We start from the raw sequence: 14,091 nt of genomic DNA on the forward strand, positions 1-14,091 counted from the left end.
CACAGCGAGATGAGGGAAGTTTGGAGGAGGTTGGAACGGTGGATGACATTCTTAAAGTAGCGATGCCGAAAGGCCGTATCTATAAACAAGCGGCGAAAATGTTTACACAAGCAGGATTGCCCATTCCTGAGGATTTGGAAGAAGGACGCCGATTAATTATCCCTGTGCCCGGGGCGAAAATGGAGTTCATTTTAGCCAAGCCAGTGGATGTTCCTACGTATGTAGAGTATGGCGTTGCCGATATCGGGGTTGTAGGCAAGGATGTTCTAATGGAAGAAAATCGGAATGTTTACGAATTGCTTGATCTAGGGATCGCACGATGCCGTATGTCGGTGATTGGACTGCCGGATTGGAAACAGGTTATCAACCCGCGTGTTGCGACCAAGTATCCGAATGTAGCCTCTCAGTATTTCCGCGAGAAGGGACAGCAAGTTGAAGTCATCAAGCTGAACGGCTCCATCGAGCTGGCTCCTCTGATCGGACTAGCTGACCGCATCGTAGATATGGTGGAAACTGGTCAGACTTTGAAAGAGAATGGCCTTGTGGAGCAAGAGGAAATTTTTCAGATCACGAGCCGCTTAATTGCGAATCGTGTGAGTTATCGGATGAAGAATGACTCCATCCAACGGTTGTGTGATATGCTGCAGGCAGTATTGCCGACAGTGAAGCTATAGAGCAAAGTAAGTAGAACGACGATGAGAGGAAGATGAAGATGCGGATTATGCCCGCCTCCGAATTTCAATTAAACCGCGAGGTCGAATACGGCTCACCTGAGCAAAATGAGTCCGTCCGCCGCATCATCGATGAGGTGCGGAAGGACGGGGATGCCGCGCTGCGCAGCCTTGCGAAGCAGTTCGACGGCGTTGACGTCGCTGAGCTTCGCGTCAGCGACGAAGAGATCCAAGCGGCGTACGCGCAAGTCGACGCCGCATTCCTAGCGGCGCTTCGTCAAGCCGCCGCTAACATTCGTGCGTTTCATGAGAAGCAGAAACGCAACTCCTGGATGGACCTGCAGCCGGATGGCAGTCTGCTGGGCCAAATCATCCGACCGCTGAAGCGGGTCGGATTGTACGTGCCTGGAGGGAAGGCGGCGTACCCGTCCTCCGTGCTTATGAATGCCATCCCTGCGATCGTCGCAGGGGTGCCAGAGATCGCGATGGTGACGCCACCGTCCACCGCGGGCGAAGAAGGCATTAACCCGCATATCCTTGTGGCAGCAGCCGAAGCGGGTGTGAAAGAGATCTACCGCGTAGGCGGGGCGCAGGCGATTGCCGCGCTGGCCTACGGGACAGAGTCGATCGCGCCGGTCGACAAAATCGTCGGCCCCGGCAACATCTACGTCGCGCTGGCGAAGCGCTTTGTGTTCGGCGTCGTCGATATCGACATGATCGCCGGACCAACGGACATTGTCGTGCTCGCTGACGAGCACGCCGATCCTGAGTACGTCGCGGCCGATTTGCTGGCGCAGGCCGAGCACGATGAGATGTCACCGTCGATACTGGTGACACCATCCCGCGAGCTAGCCGAAGAGGTTCGGCTAGAGTTATGGCGGCAGCTGGATGTGCTGCCGAAGAAAGCCATTGCCGCCGTCTCGACAGCGACAAAAGGCGCGATCTTGCTTGTCGACTCACTGGACGAAGGCGTGGACGTCGTTAATCGCTTGGCGCCAGAGCATTGCGAGCTGCTGGTGCAGGATCCTTTCACGTGGCTGCCGCGTATTGAAAATGCAGGTGCCATTTTCCTAGGCGCTTACAGCACAGAGCCTGTCGGCGATTATTTCGCCGGTCCGAACCATGTGCTGCCGACAAATGGCACAGCACGATTCTCATCGCCACTGAATGTGGACGATTTCCTCAAAAAATCAAGCGTCATTCACTATAGCAAGGAAGCATTACTAGCGAACGGAGACATGATTATGACGTTGGCTCGGAATGAAGGGCTGGAAGGTCATGCGCGTGCGGTAGAGATACGACTCAAAAAAGAAGGGAAGTTGACCTAGATGGCGGAACAGGATCAAGTAAGAACTCGCTCAGCAAGTGTAGCCCGTAGGACGAATGAAACGGACATTAAACTTTCTTTTGAAGTAGACGGTACAGGTATTTCGGAGATCCAAACAGATGTTCCCTTCCTGAATCATATGCTAGATTTGTTCACCAAGCATGGTCACTTCAATTTGAAAGTGGATGCGAAGGGCGATATCGAAATCGATGACCACCATACCGTAGAGGATATCGGGATTTGTCTAGGTCAAACCCTGCGCGAAGCGCTCGGTGACAAACGCGGAATCAAACGCTATGCGAGCGTATTCGTCCCGATGGACGAAGCATTAGCTCAAGTTGTGATTGATATCAGCAACCGTCCGCATTTTGAATACCGTGCTCAGTATCCGACTTTGAACGTTGGCAGCTTCGAAACACAGCTAGTGCATGAATTCCTCTGGAAGTTTGCGCTTGAAGCACGTATTACTTTGCATGTTATCGTTCACTACGGACAAAACACACATCACATGATTGAAGGCGTGTTTAAAGCGTTAGCTCGTGCGCTGGATGAAGCAACTTCGATTGATCCTCGTGTGCAGGGGGTTCCTTCGACGAAGGGAGTGCTGTAGGCATGATCGCCATTATTGATTATGGAATGGGTAATTTACATAGCGTGAGCAAAGCGGTTGAGCGACTCGGCTATGAAGCAATTGTTACGGGAGATCCGGAACAAATCTTGGCGGCAGAAGGCGCGATCCTTCCTGGTGTAGGCGCGTTCGGTGATGCGATGGAGCATCTGCGTGAATCGGGTCTGGATGAGGTTGTGAAGCAGTATGCGGCGTCTGGGAAGCCCTTGATAGGCATTTGTTTAGGGATGCAGCTATTGTTCTCAAGCAGTGAAGAACATGGACAACATGATGGGCTAGCGCTGCTGCCTGGGTCGGTCGTGCGTTTCCGCGGAGACTACAAGGTCCCGCATATGGGCTGGAATCGTATCAGCTTTAAGCAGATTGAGAGTCCTATTTTCAAAGGCATGGAGGAAGGGCATGTGTATTTCGTGCACTCCTACCATGCGAAGCCGGAACGGGAAAGCGATCTGTTGGCAGTGACGGACTACTATCAACCAGTAACGGCAATTGTAGGTCGTGATAACATCTACGGCATGCAGTTCCATCCTGAAAAAAGCGGAGATATAGGTATGAAGCTGCTTGGGAACTTTTTGACCCTTTGTAAATAAAGCAATAGATAGTCTCAAGGAGGTGCTGAGCATGTTAGCCAAAAGAATTATCCCTTGTCTCGACGTCAAGGATGGCCGAGTGGTGAAAGGCGTAAATTTCGTGAATTTACGTGATGCCGGTGATCCCGTAGAGCTTGCGGCGATTTATGATAAAGAAGGTGCGGATGAGCTCGTGTTTCTCGACATTTCCGCTTCGGTTGAAGGGCGCGCGACGATGGTCGAGGTTGTCCGTCAAACGGCTGGCGAGATTACGATTCCGTTCACGGTAGGCGGCGGGATTTCGAGTGTCGAGGATATGAAACGCCTCCTTCGCGCAGGTGCGGACAAAATTGGCATTAACACGGCAGCTGTGCTCAATTCTCAGCTCGTATCGGATGGCGCGCGGAAGTTTGGCTCCCAGTGTATCGTGGTGGCCATTGACGCGAAGTTCAATCCCGAGTGGGGCGAGTGGGAAGTATATACCCATGGTGGACGCAAACCGACGGGCATTAAGACATTGGAATGGGCGAAACGTGTGGAAGAGCTGGGGGCAGGCGAAATCTTGCTGACGAGCATGGATGCGGACGGAACCAAGGATGGCTTTGACTTGAAGCTGACACGTGCGGTATCCGAGCTGTTGACGATTCCTGTGATTGCTTCTGGCGGAGCGGGAAAAGCGGAACACTTCTACGATGTATTTACCGAAGGCAAGGCCGATGCAGGGCTGGCGGCGACGATTTTTCACTATAAAGAGTTAACGATAGACGGGGTCAAGGCAGACCTGAAAGGTAAAGGGGTTGAAATTCGATGACATTTTCAGTGGATCAAATTAAATATGACGCGCAGGGGCTTGTACCTGCTATCGTCCAAGATGCGGTAAGTAAAGAAGTTCTGATGCTGGCTTACATGAACAGCGAGTCTTTGCAGCGTACGATTCAAACGGGGGACACGTGGTTCTGGAGCCGTTCGCGTGAGGAGCTTTGGAATAAAGGGGCAACTTCCGGTCATACGCAAAAAGTAAAAGCACTTCGCTACGACTGCGATGCGGATACGCTTCTTGTTCTTGTTGAGCAAGTGGGACCTGCTTGTCACAATGGCACATACACTTGCTTCACAGCAACTATTGCAGTGGAAGGTATTGCCGAAGAAGCTGCACCTGCAGTTACTGGCGGCGATCGTTTCGCTATTCTAGCTGAGCTTGAAGCGGTTATTGCTTCACGTGACGCGGAGCGTCCTGAGGGTGCGTATACGACTTACCTTTTCGAAAAAGGGGTCGATAAAATCCTCAAAAAAGTTGGCGAAGAAACGGCAGAAGTTATTATTGCAGCTAAAAATAAAGACAATGAAGAGCTTCGTTATGAAGCGAGCGATCTTATTTTTCACTTAATGGTGCTTTTACGTAATAATAAATTGCCATTGGATGATATTATGAAAGAGCTGGCTAATCGGCACGTCAAAAAATAAGTAAACGACCTGGAGTGAATTCACGATGTTGATTGATTATCATACACATCATGTGCGCTGCGGTCATGCCTCTGGGGAACTGGAGGAATACGTCAAACGCGGCATCGAGATCGGGCTTACCCAGTTGGGGCTTTCTGATCATATGCCGCTTTTGCATGTCGACCCGCAAACGTATTGGCCGGAAATGGCAATGCCGATGGAAGAGCTTCCTCGTTACGTGGAAGAGTGCCTTCTTCTCAAGGAGAAATATAAGGAGCAGATCGATATTCGCGTGGGCTTGGAAGGCGATTATATTGAAGGTCACGAGTCGGAGATTGCGGCCATTATTAACGCTTACCCCTGGGATTATGTGATTGGTTCGGTGCATTTTCTGGGCGAATGGGATATTTCTGATTTTAGACAGCTGGCAGGTTGGGAAGGTAAGGATATTTTTGCTGTTTATACCCAATACTACGAGGCAGTGAAGCAAGCAGTCCGAACCGGACTGTATGACTATATCGGTCATATCGATATGATCAAACGATTTGGTTACGTGCCGGATCGCGATACGTGGGAATTGGAGAAAGCTGCGTTGGATACCGTAAAAGAGTATGGGCTTGCGATTGAGTTGAATGCATCGGGCCTGCGTCATCCGTGTAAAGAGATGTTTCCGAGCCGCCGTATGCTGGAATATTGCCATAAGGTGGGAATTCCAGTGACGCTAGGATCGGACGCGCACCAGCCGGAACGGTTGTCTCAGTATTTGGATGAGGCCAGAGAGCTATTAAAAACGATTGGATTTAACGAAATAGCCACATTTTCTGCTCGAAAACGACATCTTGTGACTTTTTAAATTCGACACATATCATGTATAATGAGTAGGACTATATAATCTATTTAATGAACCTTCGGAGGTAACCATTAACCATGCATAGCGACAATGTTAAAATTTTTTCCGGATCTTCGAATCCGAAGCTTGCGGAAAGTATTTGTAAAGAGCTCGGCCAGCCGCTAGGACAAATTAAATTATCGCGTTTTAAAAGCGGAGAAATTTATTGCCTTTACGAAGAAACCATTCGTAACTGTGACGTGTTCCTGGTACAAACCTTCTCCCATCCGATTAATGAGCATATGATGGAGCTTTTGGTCATGATGGATGCGGCGAAAAGAGCATCTGCAAAAACGATCAACCTTGTCATCCCTTACTATGGTTACTCTCGTCAAGAACGCAAAGCAGCTCCGCGTGAGCCGATTTCAGCTAAATTAGTCGCGGACTTGTTCGGTGCGGCAGGTGCAACTCGTGTTGTTACGATTGACTTACATGCGCCAGCGATACAAGGCTTCTTCAATATCCCGGTGGATCACTTGACAGCGCTTGATCTGATTAGTGATTGCATCAAAAGAAAGAATTTGCCAAACCCAATTATCGTATCTCCAGATGCAGGTCGCGCAACGACAGCTGAGAAAATGGCTAACATTCTCGATGCGCCGTTCGCGATGATGATTAAGAAACGCCCAGAGCACAACGAGTCTGTGATTACTCACGTGATCGGTGATGTTGCTGGTCGTACGCCAATCATTATTGAGGATTTGATCGATACAGGTACTACGATCGTTAACGTCGTGGAAAGTCTTAAAGAACGCGGTGCGCTTGATGTTTACATCTGTGCTACGCATCCTGTATTCTCTGGACCAGCATTGCAACGCTTGGATCACCCGAGCATTAAAGAAGTTATTATTACAGATTCCATCGCAATTCCAGAGGACCATTCCCCTAAGTTTAATGTGCTTTCAGTAGCACCGTTGTTGTCCGATGCTATCCGGATTATTACCGATGGTGGTTCCCTATCCTCCCTATTCAAATACGGCGGCGTATAAGTCTTTATTGGAACAGGATCAGAGGCAATTTACAAGACCATATCTTACCTTTGGATAATGTTTTTGGCTTCTTAGCGATCTATGGTATAATTTGAGTGTAATCAAATTGCCGGAGGTGTCTTGCTATGGAAAAGAAAAAGCGCATATCCGAAGCGCCAAAACCAAAAGTTATTTCAATTAACATGGATGCCGCCTTCTTTTTCGAGAGAGCGGTTCAATCTTTGGATCGGTTTCATTATGATAAGGCATTGAAATATTTCCGGCGGGCTGCAGAGTATGAGCAGGATAATCCTGTGAATCACTGCAATCTCGCAGGTGTTCTCTCCGAAGTGGGCAATTATGACGAGTCGAACCAAATTTTGCAGCATATCCTTGAAACCATTGATCCCGAGATGACGGAATGTCACTTTTATATGGCAAACAACTATGCCAACATGGAAAACTTCGAGCAGGCAGAACAGGCATTGGTTCGGTATTTGGAGAATGACCCGACAGGGCAATTCATGGACGAATCCGAAGAGATGATGGAAATGCTGAGCTACGAGCTTGATCGTCCCGCCCCTCTCACTAGCATCAAGAGTCGAGAAGGGCTGTTCGAGCATGATAAAGCGCGTGCGTTGCTGGAGGAAGGTAAGTTTGCAGAAGCTGTAAGGCAGCTGGAGAAGCTGGTGAAGAATCAGCCTGACTTCACAGCCGCTCGGAACAATCTAGCATTGGCTTATTATTATATGGGTCAATTCGAGAAGGCGATGGAAACGATACGAGAAGTGCTGGTTATCGATCCCGGTAATCTGCATGCACTCTGCAATATGGCGATTTTCCATCAGCATTTCGGCAATAAGAAGGAACTTGCGGAGCTTACCTCGCTGTTAGGCAAGACGTTTCCGTTCCAGCAGGAGCACGTCTTCAAGCTGGCCACGACCATGGGTATTCTTGCTCAGCATGAGAAAGCGTACCATTTGTTTAAGCGTCTGCTGAAGGCAGGTGACGGAGGCACAGATCCTTGCCTGTATCATTATGCGGCTGTGGCTGCGTGCCATATTGGTCGTTTCGCTGAAGCGCACCGCTTATGGAAGCAGGTTCAGAAGCTGGATCCAGGTGCTGAAATTTCCAAGTTCTACTTAGAGCAGTTGCGTGTAAGAGAGAAGTCAGCGATTCCGCTTACTTGGAGCTATCACTATCATTTGCCGTTTGAAGAGCAGTTCCGCGCGCTTGAGAAATCTACGCAAGGGATCCCGGATCAATTGAAGAAAGACCCGCTTGTGCGGTCATCCTTCTTCTGGGCGTTACGTCATGGCGATGTGGAGACGAAGCTTCAAGTCATTCAAGCCTTTGGCTTGATTGCAGACAACGAAGTGAGAGATGCCCTTCAGGATTTCATTCTGGATCATAAAGAGGATGACTACTTGAAGAAGGTTGCCATCTTCGTGCTGCGAAGCATGGGCATTCGCGAGTCCCTTCCTGCCTATCTCGAGAATAAGGACATCATGGTAGAAGCTTCTCCGTACTCGCCTCATCTTCCCGTGTGGGATGCAAGCTGGCAGAGAGTTATGGAAACGGCGCTATCGCATATGCACAAGCGTTACGATATGGTTCAACAGTATGACTTAGAAATTCTTTGGGTTGAATTTCTGACGAAGGTGTACCCGAATGTGCCTAAGATTCACAAATCAGAAGGCTGGGCAGCAGCGTTAGAATATTTGATTGCCAAAATGCATCGTCGTACGATTTCCTATCAGGAAGTAGCGACACGCTATGGCGTCACGGTTTCCACGGTCAGTCGGCATGTGAAGCTGATCGACGATACCTGCGGCTTGCGTGAGAAAATGGATGCGATTTTCAATAAGTTTACGAGTCTTTGATAGCCGAGCTTGAAGCAATATGAAAGTCTCGGCTTTCATACATATAGATGAACTGATTGCTTCTCGGGGTAAACCGAGGAACAATCAAGATGACATGCTCAGTAAAGATAGCTTTCCTCAGGAAAGCACCTAGGAGGGAAATCATATGTATAAATCAGTTGTAGTAGGAACAGGACCATCCGGTCTAACAGCGGCTATTTACTTGGCGCGCGCGAACCTAAGCCCGCTTGTTATTGAAGGACCAGAACCAGGTGGACAATTAACGACGACTACCGAAGTAGAGAACTTTCCAGGATTTCCCGAAGGGATTATGGGACCTGAACTAATGGAGAACATGCGCAAGCAGGCAGAACGCTTTGGCGCTGAATTCAAAACAGGTTGGGTTAATTCTGTTGAATTGACGAACCGTCCATTTAAATTGCAAGTAGAAGGTCTAGGCGAAATCGAAACAGAAACACTGATTATCTCAACAGGTGCATCTGCTAGATTGCTTGGCATCACGAATGAGAAAGAAAACATCGGACGCGGTGTAAGCACGTGTGCAACGTGTGATGGCTTCTTCTTCCGCGGCAAAAAGATTATCGTCGTTGGCGGCGGTGACTCTGCTATGGAAGAGGCTAACTTCTTGACTCGCTTCGCTTCGGAAGTACGTTTGGTTCATCGCCGTGATGAGCTTCGCGCCTCCAAGATTATGCAAGACCGCGCTCGTGGCAACGAGAAGGTGAAGTGGTCGCTGAATAACACGCCGTTAGAAGTTGTAGCGGGTGATAAAGGTGTTACAGGCCTTAAAGTGAAAAATAACCAAACAGGTGAAGATGAAATCCTCGAAACGGACGGTATCTTCGTTGCCATCGGTCATACGCCGAATACGAAGTTCCTCGGTGGACAAATCGACACAGATGAACATGGCTACATCATCGTGAAGCCAGGTACAACAGAAACGAACATCCCAGGTGTATTCGCTTGTGGTGACGTGCAAGATACGAAGTATCGTCAAGCGATTACGGCTGCTGGAAGCGGATGTGCTGCAGCGTTGGAAGCAGAGAAGTTCCTTGAGGGTAACAGCGTACACGACTGGAGTATTTCGTTGTAAATCGTAATGGCATTTCAGTTAACGTGGAGGGCTACGCTTTCCACGTTTTCTCATTTAAACAGGGTATGGATGAATCTTGACCTCCCGGCAGGGTTGTCTTATAGTGGGAACAGGAGCATATGCCCGAAAATTTTATGATTATTCATGAGGTGACCTTGTAATGTCCAATCAAATTTATATCGGTGTAGATCTAGGCGGCACGAATATTAAAGTAGGTATTTGTGATGAGCAAGGTAAGCTGCTTAAAACGTTAGAAGGTCCAACTTCACCAGAACTAGGTGCAGAGTCGGTCCTTGAACGTATTGCGCAGTATGTACGTCAAATTGTCGAAGAATCTGATTATGCATGGGAGCAAGTAGCAGGAATTGGCGCAGGGCTAGCTGGATTTATGGATATTCCAGAAGGTTTCGTGAAGTTCTCTCCTAATCTCCAATGGCATAACGTTCCGGCGAAGAAGACGCTTGAAGCACTTCTGGGTAAACAAGTTAAAATTGATAACGATGCGAACGTAGCTGCGCTAGGCGAAGCTTGGGCAGGCGCTGGAGCGGGTATTCCGAACTGTGTGTGCTATACACTTGGCACAGGTGTTGGCGGCGGTATCATTATTAACGGTAAAATTTATCAAGGTTCCGCCGGTATGGCTGGCGAGCTTGGACATATGTCCATCGTACCTGACATTGAAGCGATTCAGTGTGGATGCGGTCAAATGGGTTGTCTTGAAACAGTTTCCTCCGCGACAGGCATCGTTCGTATGGCGAAGGAAGCAGTGGAACGCGGTGAGCGTACATCACTTGCCCTTCATGAGAAAATTGAAGCTAAGCATGTGTTTGATGATGCGAAAAGTGGCGATGAAGTCGCATTGCGTATCGTGAATCGTGCTGCTTATTATATCGGTCGCTCGATGGCGGCACTAGCTGTTGTCATTAACCCTAAGCGCTTTATTATTGGCGGTGGTGTATCGAAAGCCGGAGAAATTCTATTCCAGCCAATTCGTGAAACGTTCATCAAGTTCACACCAGAAGCAGCTGCTGAAGGCGTTGAAATTGTTGCTGCTACATTGGGCAATGATGCAGGTGTTGTAGGAGCGGCAGGTCTGAATTTGCGATAGAAGGCTAGACCGGGTTCGCAGATGAACAGAAGAGATCTGATCTGCGAAAGCACCCCAAAGGAAGGTGTCATTCATGGAAGAAAACCACCCTTTAGCGAAACTGGTCATTATTACAGGGATGTCGGGTGCTGGCAAGACAATAGCTGTTCAAAGCATGGAGGATTTAGGATTCTTCTGCGTTGACAACTTACCACCCGTTCTAATTCCGAAGTTTGCCGAATTAATCGTGCAATCGATGGGTAAAATCGGCAAGGTTGCCTTGGTTATTGATTTGCGCGGACGTGAATTTTTCACTGCGCTCCAAGAATCCTTGCGTTACATCCAAGAAAATTACACGCTAAGCTACGAAATCCTGTTCTTGGACGCTACAGATGGGACGCTGGTTCAGCGCTACAAAGAGAGCCGTCGTCGCCATCCATTAGCACCAGACGGGGCACCGCTTGAAGGAATTGGTCTTGAACGCAAGCTGCTTGAGGAACTCAAGGGTCTGGCTACGCAGGTGATTGACACCAGCAGCTTGAAGCCCGTGCAATTGAAGGAAAGAATCATTTCCCGGTTCACCAATCTAGAATCTAATCGCATATCTATAAATGTCATCTCTTTTGGTTTCAAGTATGGTGTCCCTATTGACGCTGATCTCATCTTTGATGTGCGATTCTTGCCTAATCCCCACTATGTTGAGCAGCTTCGTCCCCAAACGGGTCAAGATCCAGATGTCTATGACTACGTGATGAAATGGACGGAGACACAAGAATTCTTGACGAAGCTTCTGGATATGCTGAATTTCTTGATGCCTCAGTATAAGAAGGAAGGTAAGAGCCAGGTTGTTGTTGGTATTGGCTGTACAGGAGGCAAACATAGATCGGTTGCGATTACGGAATATCTAGGTAAGGTCATGGGGAACAGCGAGACCGAGACCGTGCGACTAAGTCATCGGGATGCCGAGCGGGACCGTTTATAGGCGGCTATGCCATTAAGAGGGTGAAAGAAGTATGGAGCTTGGTCAATTACAACGTAAGCCCAGAATAGTCGTTATTGGCGGTGGCACAGGGCTCTCGGTCATGCTGAGAGGACTGAAAGAAAAGCCGGTTGATATCACAGCTATCGTGACCGTTGCAGACGATGGAGGGAGTTCCGGCATCTTGCGAAGTGAGCTGCAGATGCCGCCTCCGGGAGATATTCGAAATGTGTTAACATCATTAGCTGATGTTGAGCCATTATTATCTTTAATGCTTCAGTATCGATTTCAAAACGGTACAGGTTTAGCCGGGCATAGTCTGGGAAATCTAATACTAGCTGCACTAACAGATATTACAGGTGATTTTGTTACTGCCGTGCAAGAGATGAATCGCGTATTCGCTGTTCGCGGGAGAGTGCTTCCAGCTTCGAATCAGGCCATTGTATTGAAAGCCATTATGGAGGATGGGACTCTAGTTGTTGGAGAGTCCAAAATACCGAAGGCTGATGGACGGATCAAGCAAGTGTTCATTGAACCAGCGGGTGTGACACCACTCACAGAAGCGGTTCAAGCAATACGCGAGGCAGATGCCATCTTGTGCGGCCCGGGCAGTTTATATACAAGTTTGCTGCCGAATCTGCTTGTTCCAGGGATTGCTGAGGAGATTGTTGCATCTCATGCTGTGAAAATGTTCATCTGTAATGTCATGACACAGCCAGGGGAAACCGATGATTATTCTGTCAGTGATCATCTAGATGCGATTTACGATCACTTAGGTAAGCATTTGTTCGATTATGTGATCGTGAATAATGGTGAAATTCCACCGCAGGTGCAAGCCAAATATGCGGAAAAAGGTTCAAAAGCGGTCCATTTAGATTTGGATGAAGTGACGAAAAGAGGATATCGGGTCATAGCAGATCGACTTGTTCTATTCCGTACCTATCTTCGTCATGATGCAGAGAAATTGAGTGACCATATCTATCAGCTCGTCGAAAGCTGGCTGTTAAGGAAGAAGTGAGTCCCTTGTCCTTTGCGGCAACAACAAAAAAAGAATTAACCTTAATCAATGATTCAGAGTCGTGTTGTGAAAAAGCGGAACTATCCGCCCTCATTCGCATGAATGGTGCTGTTCAATTAACAAGTCAGCGTGTCGTGTTGGACGTATCCACGGAGAACGCAGCGATTGCACGGCGAATTTACTCGCTGATCAAGAAGACGTATAATACACATACGGAGCTGCTTGTACGTAAGAAAATGCGTCTCAAGAAGAATAATGTGTACATTGTTAGGGTGCCCGGTCAAGTACAGGAGCTGCTCAGTGATTTGAAAATCGTCTCTGAGGGTTTTATTTTCACGACGGGAATTAATAAGGACATTATTCGCGGCAATTGCTGTAAGCGTGCTTATCTTCGCGGAGCCTTCATGGCTGGCGGTTCTGTCAATAATCCGGAGGGATCTTCCTATCATTTGGAAATCGCTTCAATTTATGAAGAGCACTGTAAAGCATTGACACAGCTCGCGAACAAGTTTGACTTGAACGCGCGTTTCATTGAGCGCAAGAAGGGGTTCGTGCTGTACATCAAAGAAGGCGAGAAAATTATCGAGTTTCTCAATATCATTGGGGCTCATCAAGCGCTTCTGCGTTTCGAGGATGTCCGTATTATGAAGGATATGAGAAATTCCGTTAATCGTATCGTTAACTGTGAAACGGCGAACTTGAACAAAACGATCGGAGCAGCTGTCAGACAAATCGAAAATATTCGATTGCTGCAGCGAGAGATCGGTCTCGATAGCTTACCTGAGAAGTTGAGAGAGGTTGCCGAGATTAGATTGGCGCATCCGGACTTGAATTTAAAGGAAGTTGGCGACATGCTTTCGGGCAGTGTCAGCAAGTCAGGCGTGAATCATCGTCTGCGGAAAATAGACGAATTGGCTGAAAAACACCGAAATTCTTAGATAAGTTAGGGCTGTACAACGTTTGTATAAGTTTTTCGCATTTTTTCTAGTGTACTTGAAGGAAAAATGCTATAATATTAAAACATAAGGTAAACGCTGTTATTAATAGTAATCCATATAAGCTCCACACTAGGGGGAATTAGTTCCATGTCCAGACGTCCAGTCGTTGTGAAGTTGAGAACAGGACTTCATGCCAGACCTGCGGCATTGTTTGTTCAAGAGGCGAATAAGTTTTCATCCGAGATCTTTGTTGAGAAAGATGAGAAGAAAGTGAATGCGAAAAGCATCATGGGAATTATGAGTCTTGCGATCAGCACAGGGACCGAAGTCTTCATAAGTGCAGAAGGTTCGGATGCAGAGCAGGCTGTAAACGCTTTAGTCACATTAGTCAGTAAGGAAGAATTGGAAAACCAATAATTCTTTAAAAGCCTACCTTTCGAGGGGGCTTTTTTGCAATTTATCGAAGTAAATCGCAACTCGTCTAAAAGTGTCAAATTTGTTAACATTTAGTGGCATGGGGCAACCTTTTCCGCTTGGCTACGTCTAATAAACGTAGTCATGATGGATAAGGCTATTTGTATTTCTAAGTAACGAGCCT

General features: G+C 47.9%; 15 protein-coding genes. All 15 read left to right on the forward strand.

Annotation, left to right across the window (positions count from 1 at the left end; genetic code table 11):
- The first annotated feature begins 38 nt into the window (after window positions 1-38).
- The 15 genes from hisG (at window position 39) to AC58QO_RS29365 (ending at window position 13,910) form a co-directional block, all read left to right on the forward strand.
- Complete coding sequence (hisG, locus tag AC58QO_RS29295; protein WP_497271829.1) at window positions 39-674, forward strand: ATP phosphoribosyltransferase; 636 nt, start codon at window positions 39-41, stop codon at window positions 672-674.
- A gap of 38 nt (window positions 675-712) precedes the next feature.
- Window positions 713-1,999, forward strand: a complete 1,287-nt coding sequence (gene hisD, locus AC58QO_RS29300) for a histidinol dehydrogenase (RefSeq protein ID WP_497272032.1) — start codon at window positions 713-715, stop codon at window positions 1,997-1,999.
- Window positions 2,000-2,608, forward strand: a complete 609-nt coding sequence (gene hisB, locus AC58QO_RS29305) for an imidazoleglycerol-phosphate dehydratase HisB (protein ID WP_497271831.1) — start codon at window positions 2,000-2,002, stop codon at window positions 2,606-2,608. It abuts the gene before it with no gap.
- 2 nt (window positions 2,609-2,610) lie between these two features.
- A complete protein-coding gene (hisH, locus tag AC58QO_RS29310; RefSeq protein ID WP_497271833.1) occupies window positions 2,611-3,216 on the forward strand; it encodes an imidazole glycerol phosphate synthase subunit HisH in 606 nt (201 codons plus the stop codon).
- Between the two features lie 31 nt (window positions 3,217-3,247).
- The gene (gene hisF, locus AC58QO_RS29315; protein WP_497271835.1) at window positions 3,248-4,006 is read left to right on the forward strand and encodes an imidazole glycerol phosphate synthase subunit HisF; all 759 of its coding nucleotides are present in this window, start codon (window positions 3,248-3,250) and stop codon (window positions 4,004-4,006) included.
- Window positions 4,003-4,659: a bifunctional phosphoribosyl-AMP cyclohydrolase/phosphoribosyl-ATP diphosphatase HisIE gene (gene hisIE / locus AC58QO_RS29320; RefSeq protein ID WP_497271837.1), complete on the forward strand. Its 657-nt coding sequence runs from the start codon at window positions 4,003-4,005 to the stop codon at window positions 4,657-4,659. The genes hisF and hisIE overlap by 4 nt, the downstream gene beginning before the upstream one ends.
- Before the next feature lie 25 nt (window positions 4,660-4,684).
- Window positions 4,685-5,491: a histidinol-phosphatase HisJ gene (gene hisJ / locus AC58QO_RS29325; protein WP_497271839.1), complete on the forward strand. Its 807-nt coding sequence runs from the start codon at window positions 4,685-4,687 to the stop codon at window positions 5,489-5,491.
- A gap of 74 nt (window positions 5,492-5,565) precedes the next feature.
- Entirely contained in the window at window positions 5,566-6,516 is a 951-nt protein-coding gene (locus tag AC58QO_RS29330) for a ribose-phosphate diphosphokinase (RefSeq protein WP_497271841.1), read from the forward strand.
- A gap of 125 nt (window positions 6,517-6,641) precedes the next feature.
- Window positions 6,642-8,378, forward strand: a complete 1,737-nt coding sequence (locus tag AC58QO_RS29335; protein ID WP_497271843.1) for a tetratricopeptide repeat protein — start codon at window positions 6,642-6,644, stop codon at window positions 8,376-8,378.
- Window positions 8,379-8,523: 145 nt separating this feature from the next.
- Window positions 8,524-9,471 (forward strand): thioredoxin-disulfide reductase, encoded by a 948-nt coding sequence (trxB, locus tag AC58QO_RS29340; protein WP_497257850.1) that lies wholly within the window; start codon window positions 8,524-8,526, stop codon window positions 9,469-9,471.
- A gap of 160 nt (window positions 9,472-9,631) precedes the next feature.
- The gene (locus AC58QO_RS29345) at window positions 9,632-10,579 is read left to right on the forward strand and encodes an ROK family glucokinase (RefSeq protein ID WP_497271845.1); all 948 of its coding nucleotides are present in this window, start codon (window positions 9,632-9,634) and stop codon (window positions 10,577-10,579) included.
- A 73-nt stretch (window positions 10,580-10,652) separates the two neighbouring features.
- Window positions 10,653-11,540, forward strand: coding sequence for an RNase adapter RapZ (gene rapZ, locus AC58QO_RS29350; RefSeq protein ID WP_497271847.1), 888 nt, complete (start codon window positions 10,653-10,655; stop codon window positions 11,538-11,540).
- A 31-nt stretch (window positions 11,541-11,571) separates the two neighbouring features.
- Window positions 11,572-12,555, forward strand: a complete 984-nt coding sequence (locus AC58QO_RS29355; RefSeq protein WP_497271849.1) for a gluconeogenesis factor YvcK family protein — start codon at window positions 11,572-11,574, stop codon at window positions 12,553-12,555.
- 5 nt (window positions 12,556-12,560) lie between these two features.
- The gene (gene whiA / locus AC58QO_RS29360; RefSeq protein ID WP_056611259.1) at window positions 12,561-13,493 is read left to right on the forward strand and encodes a DNA-binding protein WhiA; all 933 of its coding nucleotides are present in this window, start codon (window positions 12,561-12,563) and stop codon (window positions 13,491-13,493) included.
- 147 nt (window positions 13,494-13,640) lie between these two features.
- A complete protein-coding gene (locus AC58QO_RS29365; RefSeq protein ID WP_028555561.1) occupies window positions 13,641-13,910 on the forward strand; it encodes an HPr family phosphocarrier protein in 270 nt (89 codons plus the stop codon).
- Window positions 13,911-14,091 lie beyond the last annotated feature (181 nt).

The sequence above is a fragment of the Paenibacillus sp. J31R30 genome, from assembly GCF_059692115.1.

Excerpts from the sequence above, each read along its gene's own strand:
- hisD (WP_497272032.1), top strand. The coding sequence starts at position 713 with ATGCGGATTATGCCCGCCTCCGAATTTCAATTAAACCGCGAGGTCGAA.
- hisB (WP_497271831.1), top strand. The coding sequence starts at position 2,000 with ATGGCGGAACAGGATCAAGTAAGAACTCGCTCAGCAAGTGTAGCCCGT.
- hisH (WP_497271833.1), top strand. The coding sequence starts at position 2,611 with ATGATCGCCATTATTGATTATGGAATGGGTAATTTACATAGCGTGAGC.
- hisF (WP_497271835.1), top strand. The coding sequence starts at position 3,248 with ATGTTAGCCAAAAGAATTATCCCTTGTCTCGACGTCAAGGATGGCCGA.
- hisIE (WP_497271837.1), top strand. The coding sequence starts at position 4,003 with ATGACATTTTCAGTGGATCAAATTAAATATGACGCGCAGGGGCTTGTA.
- hisJ (WP_497271839.1), top strand. The coding sequence starts at position 4,685 with ATGTTGATTGATTATCATACACATCATGTGCGCTGCGGTCATGCCTCT.
- AC58QO_RS29330 (WP_497271841.1), top strand. The coding sequence starts at position 5,566 with ATGCATAGCGACAATGTTAAAATTTTTTCCGGATCTTCGAATCCGAAG.
- AC58QO_RS29335 (WP_497271843.1), top strand. The coding sequence starts at position 6,642 with ATGGAAAAGAAAAAGCGCATATCCGAAGCGCCAAAACCAAAAGTTATT.
- trxB (WP_497257850.1), top strand. The coding sequence starts at position 8,524 with ATGTATAAATCAGTTGTAGTAGGAACAGGACCATCCGGTCTAACAGCG.
- AC58QO_RS29345 (WP_497271845.1), top strand. The coding sequence starts at position 9,632 with ATGTCCAATCAAATTTATATCGGTGTAGATCTAGGCGGCACGAATATT.
- rapZ (WP_497271847.1), top strand. The coding sequence starts at position 10,653 with ATGGAAGAAAACCACCCTTTAGCGAAACTGGTCATTATTACAGGGATG.
- AC58QO_RS29355 (WP_497271849.1), top strand. The coding sequence starts at position 11,572 with ATGGAGCTTGGTCAATTACAACGTAAGCCCAGAATAGTCGTTATTGGC.
- AC58QO_RS29365 (WP_028555561.1), top strand. The coding sequence starts at position 13,641 with ATGTCCAGACGTCCAGTCGTTGTGAAGTTGAGAACAGGACTTCATGCC.